Annotated in this window: 22 protein-coding genes; 10 read left to right on the top strand and 12 right to left on the bottom strand. The window is 64.0% G+C overall.

The window, feature by feature from the left end; translation table 11 throughout:
• Positions 1-231 precede the first annotated feature (231 nt).
• The 4 genes from JO965_RS22690 to JO965_RS22675 all read left to right on the top strand — a co-directional run bounded on the left by JO965_RS22690 (position 232) and on the right by JO965_RS22675 (position 4,081).
• Positions 232-1,386 carry a type III PLP-dependent enzyme gene (locus JO965_RS22690; RefSeq protein WP_203441223.1) on the top strand — a complete coding sequence of 385 codons (1,155 nt, stop codon included), beginning with the start codon at positions 232-234 and terminating at the stop codon, positions 1,384-1,386.
• A 130-nt stretch (positions 1,387-1,516) separates the two neighbouring features.
• Positions 1,517-2,089 carry a GNAT family N-acetyltransferase gene (locus JO965_RS22685; RefSeq protein WP_203441222.1) on the top strand — a complete coding sequence of 191 codons (573 nt, stop codon included), beginning with the start codon at positions 1,517-1,519 and terminating at the stop codon, positions 2,087-2,089.
• Positions 2,090-2,199: 110 nt separating this feature from the next.
• Positions 2,200-3,630, top strand: coding sequence for a homospermidine synthase (locus JO965_RS22680; RefSeq protein ID WP_203441221.1), 1,431 nt, complete (start codon positions 2,200-2,202; stop codon positions 3,628-3,630).
• Between the two features lie 112 nt (positions 3,631-3,742).
• The gene (locus JO965_RS22675) at positions 3,743-4,081 is read left to right on the top strand and encodes a hypothetical protein (protein ID WP_203441220.1); all 339 of its coding nucleotides are present in this window, start codon (positions 3,743-3,745) and stop codon (positions 4,079-4,081) included.
• Here JO965_RS22675 and JO965_RS22670 read toward each other — a convergent pair.
• Genes JO965_RS22670 through JO965_RS22660 form a run of 3 tightly spaced genes read right to left on the bottom strand, consistent with a single transcriptional unit; the run spans position 4,078 to position 5,909 of the window.
• Positions 4,078-4,602 carry a DUF2937 family protein gene (locus JO965_RS22670; RefSeq protein WP_203441219.1) on the bottom strand — a complete coding sequence of 175 codons (525 nt, stop codon included), beginning with the start codon at positions 4,600-4,602 and terminating at the stop codon, positions 4,078-4,080. The two genes, JO965_RS22675 and JO965_RS22670, sit on opposite strands and share 4 nt — an antisense overlap.
• Before the next feature lie 12 nt (positions 4,603-4,614).
• The gene (locus JO965_RS22665) at positions 4,615-4,893 is read right to left on the bottom strand and encodes a hypothetical protein (RefSeq protein WP_203441218.1); all 279 of its coding nucleotides are present in this window, start codon (positions 4,891-4,893) and stop codon (positions 4,615-4,617) included.
• Positions 4,894-4,901: 8 nt separating this feature from the next.
• Positions 4,902-5,909 carry a WD40 repeat domain-containing protein gene (locus tag JO965_RS22660; protein WP_203441217.1) on the bottom strand — a complete coding sequence of 336 codons (1,008 nt, stop codon included), beginning with the start codon at positions 5,907-5,909 and terminating at the stop codon, positions 4,902-4,904.
• A 176-nt stretch (positions 5,910-6,085) separates the two neighbouring features.
• Between JO965_RS22660 and JO965_RS22655 the strand changes: the two genes are divergently transcribed.
• Complete coding sequence (locus JO965_RS22655) at positions 6,086-6,337, top strand: hypothetical protein (RefSeq protein WP_203441216.1); 252 nt, start codon at positions 6,086-6,088, stop codon at positions 6,335-6,337.
• 25 nt (positions 6,338-6,362) lie between these two features.
• Here the strand turns inward: JO965_RS22655 and JO965_RS22650 are convergent, their stop codons facing one another.
• The 6 genes from JO965_RS22650 to JO965_RS22625 form a co-directional block, all read right to left on the bottom strand.
• Complete coding sequence (locus tag JO965_RS22650) at positions 6,363-7,325, bottom strand: GTP-binding protein (protein WP_203441215.1); 963 nt, start codon at positions 7,323-7,325, stop codon at positions 6,363-6,365.
• Positions 7,326-7,475: 150 nt separating this feature from the next.
• Positions 7,476-8,399: a metal ABC transporter substrate-binding protein gene (locus JO965_RS22645; RefSeq protein ID WP_203441214.1), complete on the bottom strand. Its 924-nt coding sequence runs from the start codon at positions 8,397-8,399 to the stop codon at positions 7,476-7,478.
• Positions 8,400-8,423: 24 nt separating this feature from the next.
• Entirely contained in the window at positions 8,424-9,290 is an 867-nt protein-coding gene (aztB, locus tag JO965_RS22640; protein ID WP_203441213.1) for a zinc ABC transporter permease AztB, read from the bottom strand.
• Positions 9,291-9,302: 12 nt separating this feature from the next.
• Positions 9,303-10,052 carry a zinc ABC transporter ATP-binding protein AztA gene (gene aztA / locus JO965_RS22635; protein ID WP_203441212.1) on the bottom strand — a complete coding sequence of 250 codons (750 nt, stop codon included), beginning with the start codon at positions 10,050-10,052 and terminating at the stop codon, positions 9,303-9,305.
• Between the two features lie 3 nt (positions 10,053-10,055).
• The gene (locus tag JO965_RS22630) at positions 10,056-10,217 is read right to left on the bottom strand and encodes a hypothetical protein (protein WP_203441211.1); all 162 of its coding nucleotides are present in this window, start codon (positions 10,215-10,217) and stop codon (positions 10,056-10,058) included.
• 92 nt (positions 10,218-10,309) lie between these two features.
• Positions 10,310-11,887 carry a glucan biosynthesis protein gene (locus JO965_RS22625; protein ID WP_203441210.1) on the bottom strand — a complete coding sequence of 526 codons (1,578 nt, stop codon included), beginning with the start codon at positions 11,885-11,887 and terminating at the stop codon, positions 10,310-10,312.
• A 155-nt stretch (positions 11,888-12,042) separates the two neighbouring features.
• On the opposite strand from JO965_RS22625, the gene JO965_RS22620 reads away from it, so the two are divergent.
• From JO965_RS22620 to JO965_RS22610, 3 genes are all read left to right on the top strand, one after another.
• Positions 12,043-13,011, top strand: coding sequence for a TAXI family TRAP transporter solute-binding subunit (locus tag JO965_RS22620; protein WP_203441209.1), 969 nt, complete (start codon positions 12,043-12,045; stop codon positions 13,009-13,011).
• 87 nt (positions 13,012-13,098) lie between these two features.
• Positions 13,099-15,390, top strand: a complete 2,292-nt coding sequence (locus JO965_RS22615) for a TRAP transporter permease (RefSeq protein WP_203441208.1) — start codon at positions 13,099-13,101, stop codon at positions 15,388-15,390.
• On the top strand, positions 15,390-15,758 hold the full coding sequence (locus JO965_RS22610) for a DUF1850 domain-containing protein (RefSeq protein WP_203444319.1): 369 nt from the start codon (positions 15,390-15,392) through the stop codon (positions 15,756-15,758). The genes JO965_RS22615 and JO965_RS22610 overlap by 1 nt, the downstream gene beginning before the upstream one ends.
• A 151-nt stretch (positions 15,759-15,909) precedes the next feature.
• Here JO965_RS22610 and JO965_RS22605 read toward each other — a convergent pair whose 3' ends face one another.
• Entirely contained in the window at positions 15,910-16,179 is a 270-nt protein-coding gene (locus JO965_RS22605; RefSeq protein WP_203441207.1) for a hypothetical protein, read from the bottom strand.
• Positions 16,180-16,255: 76 nt separating this feature from the next.
• Between JO965_RS22605 and JO965_RS22600 the strand changes: the two genes are divergently transcribed.
• Both JO965_RS22600 and JO965_RS22595 read left to right on the top strand, forming a co-directional pair.
• Entirely contained in the window at positions 16,256-17,854 is a 1,599-nt protein-coding gene (locus JO965_RS22600) for a gamma-glutamyltransferase family protein (protein WP_203441206.1), read from the top strand.
• A 40-nt stretch (positions 17,855-17,894) separates the two neighbouring features.
• Positions 17,895-18,527: a LysE family translocator gene (locus JO965_RS22595; protein ID WP_203441205.1), complete on the top strand. Its 633-nt coding sequence runs from the start codon at positions 17,895-17,897 to the stop codon at positions 18,525-18,527.
• A gap of 6 nt (positions 18,528-18,533) precedes the next feature.
• On the opposite strand, the gene JO965_RS22590 is transcribed toward JO965_RS22595, so the two are convergent.
• Both JO965_RS22590 and JO965_RS22585 read right to left on the bottom strand, forming a co-directional pair.
• A complete protein-coding gene (locus JO965_RS22590; RefSeq protein WP_203441204.1) occupies positions 18,534-19,550 on the bottom strand; it encodes a nickel/cobalt transporter in 1,017 nt (338 codons plus the stop codon).
• The gene (locus JO965_RS22585) at positions 19,541-20,182 is read right to left on the bottom strand and encodes a DUF1007 family protein (protein WP_203441203.1); all 642 of its coding nucleotides are present in this window, start codon (positions 20,180-20,182) and stop codon (positions 19,541-19,543) included. The genes JO965_RS22590 and JO965_RS22585 overlap by 10 nt, the downstream gene beginning before the upstream one ends.
• Positions 20,183-20,201 lie beyond the last annotated feature (19 nt).

The following is a 20,201-nucleotide window of genomic DNA, read 5'->3' as shown; positions in this document are numbered from 1 at the left end:
CAACACCGAAGAGGCTTGTTTATCATTGCCAGGCGTGCGGATGGAGTATCCCCATCCAATCCAAGGCAGCATCGTCGGGTGAAGAGCCCATCGCCGCTTCTCGTGTCTCCATCGCACGAAGCGGGATGTCATCTTCTCTCGCTGACGCCGGACGGCAGGAAATCTGATCGTCTGAACTTCAATCCGGAGGCTGGACAAGACCTCCATTGAACCTTTGGTGGGGAGAGCGCCATGACTCAGCGCATCCGTGAATTCCTGCGCAACCGACGTGAGGACGGCCCGTGCGTGGTCGTCGACCTCGAAGTCGTGCGCGACAACTATTCGAAGTTTGCCCGTGCGCTCCCCGACACGCGCGTGTTCTACGCCGTGAAGGCCAATCCGGAGCCGCAGGTGCTCAAGCTCCTGGCCGATCTGGGCTCATGCTTCGACACGGCGTCCGTGGTCGAGATCCAGCTTGCGCTGGATGCCGGCGCTACGCCCGACCGCATCTCCTTCGGCAACACGATCAAGAAGGAGCGCGATATCGTGCGCGCCCTTGAGCTCGGTGTGCGCCTCTATGCGGTCGACTGCGAAGTCGAGGTCGAGAAGATCGTCCGTGCGGCTGCGACCGCCGGTGTCGATGCCTCTGAGGTGAAGGTGTTCTGCCGCATCCTGTGCGACGGTGCCGGCGCCGAGTGGCCGCTCTCCCGCAAGTTCGGCTGCGTGCCCGAGATGGCCGTGGACGTGCTGGAGCATGCCTATCGTCAGGGCCTGGAGGCTTACGGCGTGTCCTTCCACGTGGGTTCGCAGCAGCGCAACACGGAAGCCTGGGATCAGGCTCTCGGCTCTGCCTCCGCGATCTTCCGTGAATGCGCGCATCGCGGCATTCACCTGTCGATGGTCAACCTCGGCGGTGGCTTCCCGACGAAGTACCTGAAGACGGTGCCTCAGGTGGAAGCCTATGGCGAGTCGATCTTCCGTGCGCTGTCGAAGCACTTCGGCAACCGCATCCCGGAGACGATCATCGAGCCGGGCCGCGGCATGGTCGGCAATGCGGGCGTCATCGAGGCCGAGGTCGTTCTCGTCTCGAAGAAGAGCCGCGATGAGGACGAGGTGCGCTGGGTCTACCTCGACATCGGCAAGTTCGGCGGCCTCGCCGAGACGATGGACGAGTCGATCCGCTACCCGATCCGCAGCGAGCGCGACGAGGACCGCAAGGTGCCGTGCGTGCTCGCCGGACCGACCTGCGACTCGGCCGACGTTCTCTATGAGAAGGAGCCCTACCTGCTCCCCATCTCGCTGGAGATCGGCGACAAGGTGCTGATCGAGGGCACGGGCGCCTACACGACCACCTACTCGGCGGTCGCGTTCAACGGCTTCCCGCCGCTCAAGTCCTACGTGATCTAACTCACGTCCCGCCTGCCTCGTGAAATGAGGCAGGCACCAACCTCCAAGAAGTTGTCCCGGACGGCCTGTTCAAGTTGTGAACAGGTGCGAGGGCTGTCGCTCACCCCACGTGTTTTGGGAGGCCACGGCCATGATCACGATTCGCGAAGAAACCTTCCATGATGTCGATGCACGCGAGGCGCTGCTCGATGCCTGCTTCGGACCCGCCCGGTTCCAGAAGACCTGCGAACGCCTGCGCGAGGGCAGGATGCCGGCCGACGGCCTGTCCCTGGTCATCGACCGCGACGGTGAGATCATCGGTACCGTGCGCCTATGGCACATCTCGGCCGGCCCGAACCGTGCGGCACTAATGCTGGGGCCCATCGCCATCGATCCGTCCGTGCAGAGCCTCGGACTCGGCGGCAAGCTCATGCGCGAAGCGCTGAAGCGGGCGGTCGATCTCGGCCACAAGGCGGTGCTGCTGGTGGGTGATGCGCCCTATTACGAGCGCTTCGGCTTCTCGACGGAGAATACGGGCTCGCTCTGGCTCCCAGGTCCCTACGAGCGCAACCGCTTCCTCGCGCTTGAGCTTGAGGCGGGTGCACTCAATGACGCGCGCGGTCTCGTCTCCGCGACGGGAGACCTGGAAGGAAAGCCGGATCTGACCGCTCTCGTGGCTGCCGCGTCCCAGGGAGTTCTGGGAGGTCTCGCCCGCACGGCCTAAGAACCTGTTTCGACATTGACGTGCGCCGCACCAGGAGCCAATGGTGCGGCGCGTTTCTTTGTCGCTGATCAACCCTAACCCGGCTCCCGAGCGAAGAAGGAGAACCATCGATGACCACTTGGCCCGTTCATGGTCGCATCACCGGCCCCATCGTCATGATCGGCTTCGGCTCGATCGGCAAAGGCATGCTGCCCCTGATTGAGCGGCATTTTGAGTTCGACAAGAACCGGTTCACGGTCATCGATCCCGTCGACACGGACCGCAGCATGCTGGACGTGCGCGGTATCACTCTCGTGCAGAAGGCTCTGACGCCTGACAATTACCGCGAAATCCTCACACCCCTCCTCACGGAAGGTGGCGGTCAGGGATTCTGTGTGAACGTGTCGGTCGATACATCCTCGCGAGCCATCATGGAGCTGTGTCGCGAGATCGGCGCGCTCTACATCGACACCGTGGCCGAGCCCTGGGCTGGCTTCTATTTCGACAAGAGCGCGGGGCCTGAGGCCCGCACCAACTACATGCTGCGCGAGAACATCCTCGATGCGCGCCGAAAGAGCCCCGGCGGCCCCACCGCGGTGAATTGCTGCGGCGCCAATCCCGGCATGGTGTCCTGGTTCGTGAAGCAGGCGCTTCTCAATATTGCCAAGGATATCGGTCTCGAGCACGAAGAACCGAAGACGCGCGAGGAATGGGCCGGTCTCATGCAGCGCGTCGGCGTGAAGGGCATCCACATCGCCGAGCGTGACACCCAGCGCGCGGAGCATCCGAAGCCCATGGGCGTCTTCGTGAATACCTGGTCCGTGGAGGGCTTCGTTTCGGAAGGCGTGCAGCCGGCGGAACTCGGCTGGGGTACGCACGAGACCTGGATGCCGGAGAATGGCCGGACCCATACGAAGGGCAGCGGCGCGGCCATCTATCTGCTTCAGCCCGGCGCCAACACGCGCGTCCGTTCCTGGTGCCCTACGCCCGGGCCGCAATACGGCTTCCTGGTCACCCATAACGAGGCGATCTCGATCGCGGACTATTTCACCGTTCGCGAGGGCGACAAGGCCGTCTATCGGCCGACCTGCCACTATGCCTACCACCCGGCGAACGACGCGGTGCTCTCGCTTCACGAGATGTTCGGCAATGAGGGCAAGGTGCAGGAGAAGCACCATATCCTCACCGAGAATGAGATCGTGGACGGCAAGGACGAACTCGGCGTGCTGCTCTATGGGCACGGCAAGAATGCCTATTGGTACGGCTCGCAGCTCTCCATCGAGGAGACTCGCAAGCTTGCGCCTTATCAGAACGCCACCGGCCTCCAGGTGACCTCCGCCGTGCTTGCGGGCATGGTGTGGGCGCTGGAGAATCCGAATGCCGGCATCGTCGAGGCCGACGACATCGATTTCCGTCGCTGCCTCGAAGTACAGCTGCCCTATCTCGGCCCGGTGAACGGCTACTACACGGACTGGACTCCGCTCGACGACCGTCCTGGCTTCTTCCCGGAGGATATCGACACGTCCGATCCGTGGCAGTTCCGGAACATCCTGGTGCGGTAACCACGCGCGTCATGGCCGGCCGTATGCCGGCCATCCACGTCTTCTGTTCCTGAACAAAGCAGGGCGTGGATACCCGGGACAAGTCCGGGCATGACGGTTGGAGTGAACTGAGATGCCCCATTTCGAGGAATTCTACGCCAACAAGCTCCGTGGCGGCCTTGGCGTCGTTGATGCCGGAAGCGTGCTCGACCTGCGGGGCGTCTCGCGCGAAAAGGCGGAGGCCTCGATTCAGGACATGCTGGAGCGCAGCCGCTTCGCTGCAGCGAAGTCAGTGGCCATCCGTCTCGATCCGCCGCCGAAAGGCGGCGGCGAGACCCTGTTCCAGCCGGTCGGCAAGGCTCTGCTCGAGGCCAAGAAGCGCGGCTGGATCGACAGGCTGCAGACCCTGCCGGCGCAGGACGGTCTGGGATTCTATGTGGTGCTGGCCGGAAAGCCGGAGCGCGAGGCTTAAGCCTGTATTTCCTGCCGGCGTGCGCGCGGCCTCCGCAAAAGGCTACGCAGAAAACCCATCAGAAGAAGAACGCCGCCCCAGACGGCAATGAAGCCGATGGCGGTCGAGAGGATGCCTTCTTCCGTCACCGGCACGGCCGGCTCGAAATCGCGGTAGACCGCCTCCATCACATCCTGGTCTCCGTCGCGCACCATCAGGGCGACACGCGAGAAGGGGCCTGCCTGCATCATGGTTCCGCGATGATTCTCAAGCCGGCCCAGGCGCTCCACATTGGCCTGCATGGCGGTGCCCTGGCGGCTGACGAAATCGTCAGCATTGGAGCGCAGGCGGGTAATGGCGCTCTCCCGCGTCTCGCCGCTCGCCTGCGCGTCGGCATCAAAGCGTGTGATCACCTGTCGCAACTCGTCGATCGCGCCGCCGAGACGCTGACGATATTGCTGTGCGAATTCCGGGCCTTGCGAGGCGACGATGCCGCCGCACAGCCCACAACCGAATGCAATGATGCGAACGACCCGAGACAAGCTTGACCTCTTTTAAGGCTCAAGAGCCTTGAGGATATCTTGTTCCATCACCTCGTCGAGGACCTTGGGGACCTTCAGGGCCCTGGTCTTCCGGCCCGGCTCCATCACGAGGATCACAGTCTCGATGCCCGGACAGCCGGGATCGTTGCAGGCGATCTCGTTGACCGCAAAGGCCGTATCCGGCGAGACCTGAAGAGCCGCACGGGCGAGATTCTTCACCCGGTCGATGGCCTGCTTGTCAGGCTTCGGCAGACCGAAGGACCCTCTCAGGAAGGCACCGAACAGAGCCACGGGCGATCTCACGTCGGCAGGGTCAGGATGCCAGCCTGACCATCCTCGCAGCCGAAGGCGAGGCGTTTGCCCCCCTTGTCCCAGGCCATGGCCGTAATCCCGCTGTCCTTGACGGCGGGGCGGACAAGAAGCTCGGAGGCATCGTTGAGACGGATGAGCAGGATGCAGCCATCCTCGTAGCCCACCGCCAGCACATAGGTGTTGGGATGGAAAGCCACACGGCTGACCTTGGCCGGACGTACACCGCATTCCCGCGGCGCCTTGCCCATGGGGCCTTCCTTTGATTCGAACGGCCAGATGATGGCCGCTTCGGCGCCGGAGGTGGCGAGCCACTTGCCGTCGCCCGACCAGGACAGGGAGCGCGTCTTCGACGGATAGCCGCTCATTCGCATGTGGCCCTTGTCGGGGATGAGCCGCCAGCCGTGAAGCGCGTTCTCCTGCATGGAGGTCACGACGAAGCGGGCATCCGGTGACCAGGTAACGTCGAGATGCGAGCCCTTCCATTCAAGCGCCTCGGGTTTGGCTTCCACGTTGGGAAACCAGAGCGTCGCGCCGTTGTAATGGGAAATCGCCAGCCGGTAGCCCTTGGGCGCGAAGGCGAGGCCGCGCGCGGCGGAGGGCACTTCAAGAGTCTTCTCCCGGCCCTTGTCGTCGCGAGCGATCACGCGCTTGCCGGCGCCATAGGCGAAGGCGCCGCCGGCATTGACGGCAAGCGAGTCGATCCAGGCTCCCTTGGTCTCGGCCAGGGTCTTCGTGGAACCGTCAGCGCCGGTAACGACGACGCGGCCGTCGTCTCCGCCAGTCACGAAGCGCTCGCCGTCGCTCGCCGCCGCCATAACGCCCGCGTCGGGATGAGCCTCGACACGATGGCTTTCTCCGTCCTTGCTGAGAAGAACGCCGCCGTCGCCGAGACCGAAGGCGGCCGTGCCTTTGAGCCAGCCGATGGCCGTGACATGCGCGCCCGCCGTCACGGGCGCCACATTCTGGGTCAAGGACGGAGCGGTTCCAGTACTCATCAAAACGATCCCTTCATGCGCGCTGCCCATAACATAGTTTGGCCGGTTGCGGGCAGGGGCATCACGAATTTCTCAAAGGCGGTGATCTACCAATGAGCCCCAGGATTAGGACTTCTGAGCCGTAGCCCGTTCCAGCTTATTGCCTGAGACTACGCGCTCAAAAACGGAGTGATTGAATGCGAGTTCTGGCTTTGGCGACCTTTGCCCTTGCAGGTGTCCTGTCGGCGCAGGTGTCGGCCCAGGAGCAGAGCGCAGAATCCTCCGCGAGGGAGGCGCAGAAGGCCGCCTGCCAGCAGGAAGCGAACCTGATCTACAGGACGAGCAGCCGGGGCATCGGCATGGGTGAGGATGCCCGCAACCAGATCATCGCCGCCCGCAGGGCCCACGTGCGCGACTGCATGTTGCGGGCAGGCCTGGCCCCGGGCTGAGCCCCGAGGCCGTCAGACGGCTGTTTTAAGCCGCGCAGGCCAAGAACCCTTCCTTGATCGCCTTCTCGTTCAGGTCGCGGCCGATGAAGACCACCTTGGAAGTGTGCTTCTCGCCCGGCTTCCACTCGCCTTGCACGTCGCCGTCGAGGATCATGTGCACGCCCTGGAAGACAAAGCGCTTCGGCTCGTTCGGGAACGCGACGATGCCCTTGCAGCGCAGGATGTTCGGCCCTTCGACCTGGGTCAGGTTCGAGATCCACGGCATGAACTTCTCCGGATCCACTTCGCCATCGATGGCGACGGAGACGGACTGCATCTCCTCGTCGTGATGATGGTGATGGCCTTCCTCCAGGAAGTCGGGCTCGAGCTCGATGATGCGGTCGAGATCGAAGGCCTTGCGGTCGAGGACTTCCGAGATCGGGATGGCGCAGTTCTGGGTCCGGTGGACCTTGGCGTAGGGATTGATGGCGCGGATGCGCGCCTCGACCTCTTCCAGTTCCCCCTCGGAGACGAGATCGATCTTGTTGAGGATGATCACGTCCGCGAAGGCGATCTGGTTCTTGGCCTCGGGCGCATCCTTCAGCCGGTCGGAGAGCCACTTGGCGTCCGCCACCGTCACCACCGCGTCGAGCCGCGCGGTGTCGGACACGTCCTGGTCCATGAAGAAGGTCTGAGCCACGGGAGCCGGATCGGCAAGACCGGTGGTCTCGACGATGATGGCGTCGAACTTGCCCTTACGCTTCATCAGTCCGTCGAGGATGCGGATCAGGTCGCCGCGCACGGTGCAGCAGATGCAACCGTTGTTCATCTCGAATACTTCCTCGTCGGCGCCGACGACGAGCTCGTTGTCGATGCCGATCTCGCCGAACTCGTTGACGATCACGGCGTATTTCTTGCCGTGCTGCTCGGTGAGGATGCGGTTGAGAAGCGTGGTCTTGCCGGCGCCGAGATAGCCTGTGAGGACGGTGACGGGAATCTTGTCGGTCATCGGAGTTTCCAGAATATGTGTGTGTCATCCCCGGCGGCCTGCACGGCAGGCCGGGAAGGGGATCCAGATTCCAGTACGAACCCTATCTGGATTCCCTTCCCTCGCTGCGCTCGCCGGGAATGACCTAAGCGATTCAGCGATAGGGGACCTTCAGCTCGACAGAGCCGTGCTGAAAGCCCTTATATTGTGTCTCATCATGTCAATGTAAGTGGCAGCTGGGCCGTTGCCGTCCGAGAGCGCGTCGGAATAGACCTTGGAGCCGATCTTCGCGCCGGTTTCCTTGGCGATGCGCTCCATCAGGCGGATATCGGAGACGTTCTCCACGAAGATTGCGGCGATCTTCTCGCGCTTGATCTGCTGGATGATGCGGGCCACGTCCTTGGCCGAGGCCTCCGACTCGGTGGAGACGCCCTGGGGGGCGACGAAGTCGATGCCATAGGCCTCCTCGAAATAGCGGAAGGCGTCATGGGAGGTGATGATTCTGCGACGCTCGGCAGGAATGCCGGCGACGAGGCTCTTCACCTCGGCGTCCAACGCATCGAGCTGCTTGAGATAGGCGCTCGCATTGGCCTCGTATGTCGCCTTGCCCGCTTCATCCGCGGCGATCAGCGCATCTCGAATGCCGACGACGTAAATCTTCGCATTGCCGATGCTCTGCCAGGCATGGGGATCAGCGCCGCCATGGCCGTGATCATGCCCGTGGCCTTCATCGTCACTCTTCAGAGGCTTCACACCTTTGGCGGCCTCGACCTTCACGGCCTTGGTACCGGAGGATTTCACGAGACGGTCGATCCAGCCCTCGAATTTCAGGCCGTTGGTGAAGACGATTGTCGCCTCAGACAGGCGCCGTCCATCGGCCGGCGTCGGCGAATAGACATGCGCATCGCCGTTCGGGCCGACGAGGGTGGCGACCTCGACGCGCTCGCCGCCCACGTTGCGCACCATGTCGCCGAGGATCGAGAAGGTCGCGACCACCTTCAGCTTGTCGGCGTTCTGCGCCGCCACCGGCAGCGACGATGCGGCAAGGGTGAGGCATCCGGCCAGAAGGGATACGGCAGCTCTTCGCGTCAGCATGGGTCTTGATCCTTATGAAGGAGGTCAGGCTTCCAGGTGCTTGCCGGGCCATGCGAGCCACAGCAGGCCGCCCTCGCGCCCCAGCACGAGGGAGATCACATAGAAGGCACCCGCCGAGAGGATGATCGCCGGCCCCGCGGGCAGTTCCGCATGGAACGAGAGCAGCAGGCCGCTCAATCCCGAGACGATGCCGATGACGACGGAGACCAGCATCATCATGGTGATGTCGTTGGTCCAGAAGCGGGACGCGGCGGCAGGCAGCATCATCATGCCGACCGCCAGCAGGGTTCCGAGCGCATGAAATCCTCCGACGAGGTTCATGACGACGAGGCCTAAGAAGATCAGATGCGTTGGCGTGCCGGCATGGCTCACGGAACGCAGGAAGACCGGGTCCACGCATTCAAGCACGAGCGGGCGGTAGAGCACGGCCAGCGCCAGCACAGTGATGGTGGAAATGGAGGCGATCAGAAGCAGCGTGTTGTCATCGAGCGCCAGTACCGTGCCGAAGAGCACGTGCAGCAGGTCCACATTCGAGCCGCGCAGCGACACGATGGTGACACCGAGTGCCAGAGACAGCAGGTAGAAGGCTGCCAGAGAGGCATCCTCCTTCAATGACGTGAAGCGTGAGACAAGGCCCGCCGCAACCGCGACGATGACGCCAGCAAACAAGCCGCCGATGGTCATGGCCGGCAGCGAAAGGCCGGCGACGAGATAGCCGACGGCCGCGCCGGGCAGGATCGCATGCGCCATGGCATCGCCGGTGAGGCTCATACGGCGCAGCATCAGGAAAACGCCGACCGGGCCGCCGCCCAGGGCGATGGCGATCACGCCCACGAGGGCGCGCTGCATGAACTCGAATTCGGAGAAAGGCGTATAAAGCAGGTCGAGCATGGGCGGGCGCTCTTACGCGACGTTGCGGTGGCATACATCCGCGTGCGGATCGTATGCCTCGACCATGCGCCGGGCCTTCAAAAGATTCTCGGCACTCAATACGTTCATCGTCTCGCCCCAGGCCACGGGCTCGCGGGCGATCAGCAAGGTCTGCGGGAAGGTGCGCTTGACCATGTCGAGGTCGTGCAGGACCGCAACCACCGTACGGGATTCGTCATGCCAGCGGCGGACGAGGTCGAGCAGATCGGCGGTCGTCTTGGCGTCGATGGCGGTGAAGGGTTCGTCAAGCAGGATCACGGGGGCGTCCTGAAGGAGGAGCCGCGCGAAGAGCGCCCGCTGCATCTGCCCGCCCGACAGGGTCGAGATCGGGCGCCGCTCAAAGCCGATGAGGCCTACCGCCGCCAGAGCCTGCTCGATCCTCGTGCGGTCGCGCCGGGAAATGCCGCCGAAGAGGCCGGAGCGGGACCAGAGGCCCATGGCGACGAGATCGTAGACCGAGAGCGGGAAGGACCGGTCTATCTCGGCCGCCTGGGGCAGGTAGGCGATGCCGGAAGCCGAGCCCTTCAGGCGGATATGGCCTTCGAGGGGCTTCAACGTGCCGACGATACCCTTGAGCAGAGTGGATTTGCCGGCCCCGTTGGGCCCGACCACGGCCATCAGGCTGCCGGCCGGGATATCGCCGTCGAGGTGATGCACGGCCGGCCTGCGGTCATAGCCTAAGGTGACCTCGTCGAAGCGGATGGCGGTCGATCTGGACGGCATGCGTTACCCCATCACCGCAAGGACCAGCAGCCACAGGACAAGCAGGAGGGCGGCGGCGGCGATCAGACGCTGCCCGGCCGACAGGCGCAGCAGCGAGAAGGTCGGAGCGGCGGCAATCGCCCGATGCTCGTGGGTATGGTGATGATGGTGGTGGCCATGCGACATGGCCCCTTACATAAACCGGATCAGCCGGCATTTCTAGGGGCGTATAGTATTTTATACGCCCCTATCAACCATATGGTTTATTTGAAGATATTTCAGAACGTAGGGTGGTATTGGTAGAGCCAGGTTTCGCTTAACACCTCGTTCTCATTGCGCAGGTAGCAGCGCATCTCCACCGGCTCGGTTCCGGTCGCGGTGAGGTCGAACTGGGTGCGCCAGTGCCCAGGCACGTTGTTCGGCACGGCCTCGGTCAGGATGTTCGAGAATTCACCGCGGGAGGCACTGAGCACGGGCTTCGGGATCACGCCGCTCGGCAGCTTGGTCAGGGGCTGGCCGATGAACTCCACCATGAACTTGCGCACGCCCTTCGGCCGGTTGGTGCCGGCCTGTCCGCCGTTGCCGAGGCGGGTGGCGATGACCCGCGCGAGCGGCGTCGGATAAGGTTCGTCCGCCGCCCAATGCATGCGATAGCGCAGCTCGATGGCCTGGCCCGCGCGCACCGGTTCGGACGGCACCCACATGGCCACGATGTTGTCGTGGATCTCGTCGTCGGTTGGGATCTCGACCAGTTGGATCGAGCCCCGGCCCCAGCCGCCCTGCGGCTCGATCCAGAGGGAGGGGCGGCGGTCGTAATAGACGCCGTCGAGATAATGGTCGAAGTTCCGGTCGCGCTGGAGCAGGCCGAACCCCTTCGGGTTCTCGTCGGTGAAGGCCGAGGTGATGATGCGCGGCGGGTTGTTGAGCGGGCGCCAGATCCGCTCGCCCATGCCCGTCCACATGGCGAGCCCGTCCGAGTCGTGAATCTCAGGGCGCCAGTCGACGGCGGTGGTCTTCGACTTCTCCGAGTACCAGTACATGGAGGTCAGCGGCGCGAGGCCGAGCCGGCTCACGTCCTGGCGCATGTAGACGGCGCTGTCGATATCCATGATGACGGCTGCCGCCCGCTGCATGACGAAGCGGTAGGCGCCGGCAACGCTCGGGCCATCGAGCAGGGCATAGACTGTGACCGTGTTCGAACCCGGCTGCGGCGTCTCGAAATAGATATGGGTGAAGTCGGGGAATTCCTCATTCTTCCCGAAGACCGCCACGTCTACGGCGAGGCCACGGGCGGAGAGGCCGTATTGGAACAACTCGCCGATGGCGCGGAAGTAAGAGGCGCCGAGGAAGGCAACCCAGTCGTTCTTACGCCAGTCGAGCTTGCCGTTACGGGCTTCTTGGAAGCGGAAGCCGGCAAAGCCCGAATTGTCCGGCAGCTTATGGGCGGGCGAATCCGCCGGCATGTCGAAATAATCGCTGTCGTAGATGATCTCGCGGGCCCGGCCGCCCTCGACCACGTGCATGCGCACCGGCTTCTGGAAAAAGCGGCCAAGATGGAAGAAGGTGACGGGGAACTCGCTGGGGCCGTTGGCCCAGAGCGCCAGATCCGTCTTGAACTTGATCTTGCCGTGGGCGTCGTAGTCGATTTGGTACAGGATCTCGGGCGAAGGGCTCGGCGGCGCCACATAGGCCGAGCGCGCCATGTTCTGCGCCCGCTTCCTCAAATCCTCGAACGAGAACGGGGCAGGGGCCCCCATTTTCAGGCTTTGCTGCGCCAGTGCCTCACCGGAAAAGCCTTGCGCGGCAAGGGCGGCGGTGGCGGTTGCTGTTTGGAGGAAGCGGCGGCGATTGATCATGAATGAGCGCATATGTCTGTGGAAAGGACGCACCCCTACCGACCAAGGTGGCAGGATTAAGTCCCTCTTAGCCTCTTGAGAAATCTTCGTCAGCGGGCAAAGTTACCCTACACACAGGCGTAGGAATAACTGCGCCATAAAATAGGGAGTACGTCATGCATCGAAAAGTCATGCGCCGCGTCATCGGCGCAGCGGCGGCCATTGCCATTGCCGGAGCGGGCCTGCCCGCCCAGGCCCAGGATTTCATCAATGTCCTGACCGGCGGTACCTCGGGCGTCTATTATCCGCTCGGCGTCGCCCTCTCGAAGGTCTTCACGGACAAGGTGCAGGGCTCCCGTCCCTCGGTCCAGGCCACGAAGGCGTCCGTCGAGAACCTCACCCTCCTGCAGCAGGGCAAGGGCGAGATCGGCTTTACCCTCGGCGACAGCCTCGCCATGGGCTGGGCCGGTGACGAGGAAGCCGGCTTCAAGGGCAAGCTCGACAAGCTGCGCGGCATCACCGCCATCTACCCGAACTACATCCAGGTCGTGGCGACCCAGGAATCTGGCATCAAGTCGCTGGCGGACCTGAAGGGCAAGCGCCTCTCCGTCGGCGCTCCGAAATCCGGCACCGAGCTCAATGCCCGGGCGATCCTCCAGGGCGCAGGTCTGTCCTACAAGGATCTCGGCAAGGTCGAGTATCTGCCCTTCGGTGAATCCGTCGAGCTGATGAAGAACCGCCAGCTCGATGCGACCCTGCAATCGGCCGGCCTCGGCGTCTCCTCGATCCGCGATCTCGCCACTTCGGTTCCGATCGTGGTGGTGGAGATTCCGGCAAGCGTCGTGGACAAGGTCGGGTCGCCCTACGTGAAGGCCACGATCCCGGCCAACACCTATGGCGGCCAGACCGCTCCCGTGCAGACGGCGGCGGTGGTGAACTACCTCGTCACCCATTCCGGCATGAAGGACGAGACCGTCTACCAGATGACCAAGGCGATCTATGACAGCCTGCCGGATCTCGTTGCAGCCCATGCGGCCGCCAAGGACATCAAGCTCGAGAGTGCGCTCTCCGGCATGCCCGTTCCCATGCATCCGGGCGCTCAGCGCTATTTCGACGAGAAGGGCGTGAAGAAGCAGGGCTCCTAAACCCTTCGGCCGATTTACATTCCAGCCGGGGCAGATGAACTGCTCCGGCTTTTTCATGACAATAAGAACAAGGTTTGAGGGAACGCCATGAGCCAGGGTGCGAACAATTCTGAACTCGCCCAGATGGAGGCGCCGTCTGAGGCCGTGAATCCGGAACACGGTCTGCCGGAAAGCTTCGGCGAAGATTTTGCGGGCAAGCTCCTGTTCTGGATCGCCGTCTCGTTCTCCACCTTCCAGATCATCACCTCCTTCGGCATCCCCCTCGACCAGCCCTTCATCACGGGCCTGAGCCTCACCCATCTCTGGGCCGTCACCATGGTGGCCTGGGCGGCCTGGCTGATTGGGCTTGCGGTGCGCCGCCGCGGCATCGTCGATGGCGTTCTCGCCTGGCTCGCCATTGCGGGCGCCTTCGGGCTCGTCCTCTGGTTCGGCGGCAGCATGCCGAGTCAGGTCGTGCGCACCATCCATGTGGGCTTCCTGTGCCTCGTGGCAGGCGCGATGATCGCCAATCACCGCTCCGGCTCGTCATCCCTGCGCGCCGTCGGCTGGATCGTCGGCATCGTCAGCTTTCTCGTGGGTCTGTACCACTGGGCGCTCTACGAGGAACTGATCGTTCGCGCCGGCGAGCTCACCACGCTCGATCTCGTCGTCGGCATCGCCGGGCTCGCCATCCTCATCTATCTCATCTGGCGCGTGATGGGACCGGCACTCCCCATCGTGGCTGGCCTGTTCCTGTCCTATTGCCTGTTCGGGCATCTTCTCCCGGCTCCCCTCGATCATCGCGGCTATTCGCTCGAGCAGGTGGTGGAGCACATGTCTTTCGGAACCGAGGGCATCTACGGCACGCCGACGCTCGTGTCCGCGACATACATCTTCCTGTTCATCCTGTTCGGCGCCTTCATGGAGAAGGCCGGCGTCATCGACTTCTTCAACGACATCTCGATGGCGGTCTTCGGCGACAAGCAGGGCGGGCCCGGCAAGGTGTGCGTGGCCTCCTCCGCCCTCATGGGAACGGTCTCGGGCTCGGGCGTCGCCAATGTGGTGGCCTCGGGTCAGTTCACGATTCCGCTGATGAAGCGCTTCGGCTTCACCTCCGCCTTTGCCGGCGGTGTCGAGGCGACATCCTCCATGGGCGGCCAGATCATGCCTCCGGTCATGGGTGCGGTTGCCTTCATCATGGCCGAGACCATCGACGTGCCGTATTCGAAGATCGTCGAGGCGGCGATCATTCCGGCCATTCTCTATTTCGCGGCCTGCTATCTCGCGGTGCATCTGGAAGCCGGCAAGCGCAACCTGCGCGGCCTGCCTAAAGCTGAATTGCCGAGCGCCTGGACCGAGATGAAGAAGAAGTGGTTCCTCATCGCCCCGCTCGGCGTCCTCGTCTATCTGCTCTTCACCGGCTACACGCCGCTCTTCGCCGGCGCGGTCGGTCTGTCGCTGACGGTGGCGCTGATCCTCGGCACCGCCATCGCCACCGGTTTCGGTACGCCGGCTCTGCGCATCGCGTTCTGGGTCGGGCTCGCCTTGGTCGCTGCCTATTCGCTCGCTTCGACCGTGACGCTGGTCGTTCTCGTCGTCGCTGCCCTGTCGCTGTGGAACGCCTTCTCCGGCCGCGGGCGCACGACCTTGCAGGCCTGCATCGAGGCCATGGCGGACGGCGCACGCCAGGCGCTGCCCGTGGGCCTCGCCTGCGCGGTGGTCGGCATCGTGATCGGCACCATGACGCTCACCGGTCTCGGCACCATCGTGGGAACCTGGATGATCTCCATCGGCAAGGAGAACATCTTTGCCGCCCTCGTGCTCACCATGATCTTCAGCCTGATCCTCGGCATGGGCATCCCGACGATCCCGAACTACATCATTACCTCGTCGCTGGCCGCGCCGATTCTGCTGCAGCTCGATGTGCCGCTCATCGTCTCGCACATGTTCGTGTTCTACTTCGGCATCATGGCGGATCTGACCCCGCCGGTGGCGCTCGCAGCTTTTGCGGCAGCGCCGATGGCGAAGGAATCCGGTCTCAAGATCGGTGTCCAGGCCGTCAGGATCGCGCTGCCCGGTTTTGTCATCCCCTATATGGCGGTCTATGACCCGACCCTCATGCTGCAGCCGGTTCCGGGTCTCGAAGGCGTGAGCTACTGGCTCGCCGTGATCTACATCGTCCTCAAGGCGACGCTCGCCATGACCCTCTGGGGAACCGCCGCCATTGGCTATTTCCTGAAACCGCTGTCCTGGTGGGAGCGTCTCTGGGCGGCGATCGCTGCAGCGCTTCTTGTGGCGGCGATCCCGCTCACCGACGAGATCGGCTTCGTGCTCTCCGCGCTCTTCGTCGGCTATCACGTCTGGCAGACACGCCGGGTCGTCAGGCCTGCCGTCAGTTGATGATCTGCCTGCTCGCCGGCACCACGGTCGCGCCCCTGATGGCAGGCGCATTCACCCTCGCCTGGACCCACTCGGTCGAAAAGATCGTCTGGGAGGAGGATTGGCGCTCGAGCAGGGCAGGGCTCGAACTCGTCGAGGCGCGCGTGCGCGGTTCGGGCGCGGGTATGGATCCGCCGCCGGAAGCGAAGTTTCTGAACGGTGTGTGGTCCTGGAAGCCGAACCTGCCGCCTCAAGGAGAGGTGATCATGCGCCGCTCGGGCGCGACGGCGGATTGGCGCATCTGCATTGCGGGCCAATGCCGCCCGATGGAAGCCTATGTGCCGCCTGCGGCCGACCCGATCGTGATGAAGGTGTGTGAGGGCGGCTAACGGCCTTAACAAACACTGTCCTCATCCTGAGGGGGTCGCACAGCGACCGTCTCGAAGGAGGATTCAGTGCGCTCTGGAACCTCCTTCGAGACGCAGCTTCGCTGCTCCTCAGGATGAGGTTCTTGGGATGATAGGCCTGAATGTTTTGTTTTTAAGCCCGCCCAGTCAGCGGCTCGACGGCGACACAGCGGCGCCAGAGATGGACCAGGATGTAGATGGCGAACAGGCTGAACAGGACCATCAGCGCGTAGCCGACATAGTCGCCCAGCTCGAACAGGCCCGCGATGGCCCAGCCGGCGGCGATCGCCACGCCGAAGACTTCCGCGCCCACCAGGACCATGATGCTCAAGACCGTGATCACATTGCGCCAGTTGGTGCTTTTCGCCTGAGCCACTGCCGTCTCACTCCATTTCTTGCACATGGGACTACCCTAAACGCCCCCTCCGGTGCAAGGTCTGCCCGAATCTCATTCTGTCGCGCCTCACTTCCAAGAGACCATGCCTGAGTCCCCCGTCTTCTCGACAGCCGCCGTCGCGGCTCCTCACAACCTTGCCGCCGAAACCGGCCAAATGATTCTGGCCGCCGGTGGCAATGCGGTCGAGGCTATGGTGGCCATGGCGGCGACGATCGCGGTGGTCTACCCGCACATGAACGGCATCGGGGGCGACGGGTTCTGGCTCGTGCGCGAGCCCAAGGGCCGGATCCATGCCCTCGACGCCTCGGGACCGGCCGGCTCGCTCGCCACCATCCGGCGCTATCGCGACAAGGACTACGACGCTATCCCGCCGCGCGGCCCTGATGCGGCGGTGACCGTCGCCGGAGCGATCGGCGGCTGGGCGCTGGCGCTGGAACTCGCCAAGGCGCTCGGTGGGCAGATGCCTCTCGATCTTCTGCTGGGCGATGCCATCCGCTTTGCCCGCGACGGATATCCGGTCTCCCGCTCCGAGGAGCGGTTCAAGACAGGCGAGGAAGCCGCCCTCTATGAGGTTCCCGGATTTGCCGAGGCCTTCCTGGTCGAGGGCAAGCGAGCGCCGGAGGGCACGCAGAGGCGGGCGCCGCGTCTCGCCGATACCTTGCAGCAGCTCGCGCATGCCGGCCTTGCCGATTTCTACCGCGGCGATGTGGGCCGCGAGATCGCGGCCGATCTCGAGCGGATTGGCAGCCCCATTACCCGTAAGGATCTGGAGACCTATCGGGCCCGTGTGGTGGAGCCTCTGTCGGTTCGATTGAAGCACTCCACAATCTACAACCTGCCGCCGCCGAGCCAGGGACTGGCCACCCTGCTGATTCTTGGCATGGTCGAGCGCCTCAAGGGGCTCCGGGGCGAGACGCCCGAACGCCATCATGCGCTCATCGAGGCCTCGAAGCGCGCCTTCTCCCTCCGCGACCGGCTGGTCGCGGACCCGCGGAACCTTGCCCACGACCCGGCCTCCTTCCTGACCTCCCAGGCACTGGAGAGGGAGGCTGCCCTCATCGACATGAAGCGCGCTGCCTCCTTTCCCCTGCCGCGTCCCATCGATGGGGACACGATCTGGATGGGGGCCATCGACCGTGACGGGCTCGCCGTGTCCTATATCCAGTCCGTGTTCTGGGCCTATGGCTCCGGCTGCCTGCTTCCGGCAACGGGTGTCCACTGGCACAACCGTGGCACGGCCTTCTCGCTCGATCCAGCAAGCAACAACCGACTGGAGCCGGGCCATCGGCCGCTCCATTCCCTCAATCCGGCCATGGCCGTGTTTGACGACGGGCGAGTGCTATCCTTCGGAGCGATGGGCGGCGAAACCCAGCCCCAATTCCTCAGCCAGATCTTTTCGCGCTATGCAGAGGCCGACATGGGGCTAGCGGACGCCGTGGAAGCGCCCCGCTGGCTGCTCGATGCGAGCGGGCGCGAGCGCGAGGCCGTGCTGAAGGTGGAGAGCCATTTCGACCCCGGTCTGATCCGCGGTCTCTCACGGCTCGGCCATACAGTCGAAGAGATGGACGAGGCCTATTCCGGACGCTTTGGCCATGCGGGCATGCTGGTAAAGCACCCGCGCAACGGGCGCGTCGAGGCTGTGCACGATCCGCGCTCGGATGGCGGTTCGCTGGGACTTTAGAGGCGAAGTCCGGTACAGGATCGATCCGAGGAGCCACTGCATGCCTGAAACATCGAGCCTCGTCGCCTTTGCCTTGGTCGCACTCGGAATGGTGCTGACGCCCGGACCGAACATGATCTACCTCGTCTCGCGATCCATCTCCCAGGGGCGCGCAGCGGGCTTCATCTCGCTCGCGGGCGTAGCCGTCGGTTTCCTCGTCTACATGCTCTGCGCGGCTTTCGGCATCACGGCGCTCGTGCTGGCCGTGCCCTATGCCTACGATGCGTTGCGTTTCGGCGGGGCGGCCTATCTTCTCTATCTCGCATGGCAGGCGGCGAGGCCCGGCGGACGCTCGCCGTTCCAGGTCAAGGGCCTTCCCAAGGACAGTCCGCGCAAGCTGTTCACGATGGGACTTCTCACGAACCTGCTGAACCCGAAGATCGCCGTGATGTACCTGTCGCTCCTGCCGCAGTTCATCGATCCGGAACAGGGCAGCGTGCTGATGCAGTCTGTGGTGCTCGGCTTCACTCAGATCGTCATCAGCGTCAGCGTGAATTCCGTCATCACCCTGATGGCCGGGTCGATTGCGGTGTTCCTGGCGACCCGCCCGCACTGGGTGGTGATGCAGCGCTGGCTGATGGGCACCGTGCTGGGCGGCCTTGCCGTGCGGATGGCGTTCGAAGCGCGGCGATAGTCCCTGCTAGCCGGCCACCCAGAGGCCGTAGAGAAGGCTTGCTCCTAGCACCAGCACGAAGGCGGCGGCGAGAAGCTCGAGGCCCGCGATGGCGATCGCGCCCGAGGCCCCGCGTCCGCCGGCGATTCTCAACGCCATGGCCTTGAAGAAGACCGCGAGCGCCGCAATCGCGCTGGTGGTCAGAGCTGTGCCGAGCGCCATGGCGAAGGTCGCGGCGATGCCGGCCGCGAACAGGCCCTGCGACAGGGCGAAGACCAGGACGATGAGGGCACCCGCACAGGGGCGAATGCCTGCGGCGATCGCCACGCCTGCCATGTCGCGAAAGCGCGTCAGGCGGCTGAGCTCCTCCGGCGGCGGCATGTGGACGTGGTCGCAATCGTCCTGGATCTGCGCCAGGGGATTTCGCGCGAGCGCCATGACGCCCAAAAACTTGCCCGCCTTGCGCCAGGCGATGACGGCACCGAGCAGGGCCACGGCGATGAAGCTCGCCAGCTCCACGTTCATGGCGAGCTTGTTCATGGTCGAGGCGGTGGCCCGCAGCACCAGGCTCACGAGAGTGACGATGGCGATGGCGACCAAGGCTTGCACGAGAGCTGCCGCGAGGCTCAAGATAAAGCCTTTGCGCAAGGCCTTTTCGTCGGCCACGAGATAGGCCGAGATCACGCCCTTGCCGTGGCCGGGACCGGCCGCGTGGAAGACACCATAGGCGAAGCCGACAAGCAACAGCGACCAGAGAGCCGAGCCGTTCTCCTTCATTTCGCGCACGCCCGCCTGCAGGCTGCCATAGAAGCCCGACTGCACCGACAGGATCCAGACGCCGAGGCTTCCCGAAGGTGTTGCCTCGCGCAGGCCGATGCCGAAAGGGCTGCGCGGCGGCGGCTTGCTCAACGGTCCGAGCCACAGGCCGATCAGTCCCATCGCGAGGGAAATGGCGGCGATGGCTGCGAACATGACACCGAGCCGCCGCCACAGCGGCGCTCGTCCGGTAGTTGGAAGGGCAGGGGTCTCCGACATCAGGGACATGCAATGATGGCCCTGTTCGAATATTCGATGCCGATATCCTGGGTCTGGATCGCGCCCTCGTCCTGCAGGATCTGCTGCATGGTGGTATCGAGCGGCTTGGCCTTGGCGATGCTGGTCACGCAGCCCTGCGGCGCATTGGCGAGAGAGACGGCCGCCTGGCCCTCAGACAGGCTGAAATAGACGAAGAAGGTCGGGTCCTCGATCTCGATGGACACGGCCCCCGAGGAGGAGGCTGGTGCCTTGAGGGGCAGGAAGAACGACATGGAAACTTGTGTTTTCTCCATGCTCATCCGGGCTTCCCGCGGCGACTCGAAGGCTTGCGGCTTGCCGCGGGCTTTCAGCACCGTGAAATACCCGAATTCGTTCAAGGAGGCGGCATTCTCGGTGGCGAGGTCCTGGAGTTCTTCCGGAGAGAGCTTGCCGTCGTTGTTCGTGTCGAGCCCCTGCGTGACATAGGCCGTGTAGGCCTCGTCGAAGGTCCAGTGGTGGCGAACGCCCGCCACTTTCCCGTCGGGGGCAAAGACGACCTCCGCCTTGACCGTCACCCACACATGGGGATGGGCAAGGGCCGGAGAGGCGAGGCCCAAACACAAGGCCGCCAAGGCAGATTTCAGACCGAAATGGCGTGTCATGCGTTGACCCTGGAACAGC

It is taken from the genome of Microvirga sp. VF16 (assembly GCF_016864375.1).
Taxonomy (GTDB): Bacteria; Pseudomonadota; Alphaproteobacteria; order Rhizobiales; family Beijerinckiaceae; genus Microvirga.
This window is presented reverse-complemented; position numbering and strand designations above follow the sequence as displayed.

Coding starts and splice junctions, on each gene's coding strand:
- JO965_RS22585 (WP_203441203.1), bottom strand. CDS start 20,182: ATGACACGCCATTTCGGTCTGAAATCTGCCTTGGCGGCCTTGTGTTTG.
- JO965_RS22595 (WP_203441205.1), top strand. CDS start 17,895: ATGCCTGAAACATCGAGCCTCGTCGCCTTTGCCTTGGTCGCACTCGGA.
- JO965_RS22610 (WP_203444319.1), top strand. CDS start 15,390: ATGATCTGCCTGCTCGCCGGCACCACGGTCGCGCCCCTGATGGCAGGC.
- JO965_RS22655 (WP_203441216.1), top strand. CDS start 6,086: ATGCGAGTTCTGGCTTTGGCGACCTTTGCCCTTGCAGGTGTCCTGTCG.
- JO965_RS22590 (WP_203441204.1), bottom strand. CDS start 19,550: ATGTCCCTGATGTCGGAGACCCCTGCCCTTCCAACTACCGGACGAGCG.
- JO965_RS22630 (WP_203441211.1), bottom strand. CDS start 10,217: ATGTCGCATGGCCACCACCATCATCACCATACCCACGAGCATCGGGCG.
- JO965_RS22675 (WP_203441220.1), top strand. CDS start 3,743: ATGCCCCATTTCGAGGAATTCTACGCCAACAAGCTCCGTGGCGGCCTT.
- JO965_RS22685 (WP_203441222.1), top strand. CDS start 1,517: ATGATCACGATTCGCGAAGAAACCTTCCATGATGTCGATGCACGCGAG.
- JO965_RS22600 (WP_203441206.1), top strand. CDS start 16,256: ATGCCTGAGTCCCCCGTCTTCTCGACAGCCGCCGTCGCGGCTCCTCAC.
- JO965_RS22625 (WP_203441210.1), bottom strand. CDS start 11,887: ATGATCAATCGCCGCCGCTTCCTCCAAACAGCAACCGCCACCGCCGCC.
- JO965_RS22615 (WP_203441208.1), top strand. CDS start 13,099: ATGAGCCAGGGTGCGAACAATTCTGAACTCGCCCAGATGGAGGCGCCG.
- JO965_RS22650 (WP_203441215.1), bottom strand. CDS start 7,325: ATGACCGACAAGATTCCCGTCACCGTCCTCACAGGCTATCTCGGCGCC.
- JO965_RS22645 (WP_203441214.1), bottom strand. CDS start 8,399: ATGCTGACGCGAAGAGCTGCCGTATCCCTTCTGGCCGGATGCCTCACC.
- JO965_RS22680 (WP_203441221.1), top strand. CDS start 2,200: ATGACCACTTGGCCCGTTCATGGTCGCATCACCGGCCCCATCGTCATG.
- JO965_RS22690 (WP_203441223.1), top strand. CDS start 232: ATGACTCAGCGCATCCGTGAATTCCTGCGCAACCGACGTGAGGACGGC.
- JO965_RS22605 (WP_203441207.1), bottom strand. CDS start 16,179: ATGTGCAAGAAATGGAGTGAGACGGCAGTGGCTCAGGCGAAAAGCACC.
- aztA (WP_203441212.1), bottom strand. CDS start 10,052: ATGCCGTCCAGATCGACCGCCATCCGCTTCGACGAGGTCACCTTAGGC.
- aztB (WP_203441213.1), bottom strand. CDS start 9,290: ATGCTCGACCTGCTTTATACGCCTTTCTCCGAATTCGAGTTCATGCAG.
- JO965_RS22660 (WP_203441217.1), bottom strand. CDS start 5,909: ATGAGTACTGGAACCGCTCCGTCCTTGACCCAGAATGTGGCGCCCGTG.
- JO965_RS22620 (WP_203441209.1), top strand. CDS start 12,043: ATGCATCGAAAAGTCATGCGCCGCGTCATCGGCGCAGCGGCGGCCATT.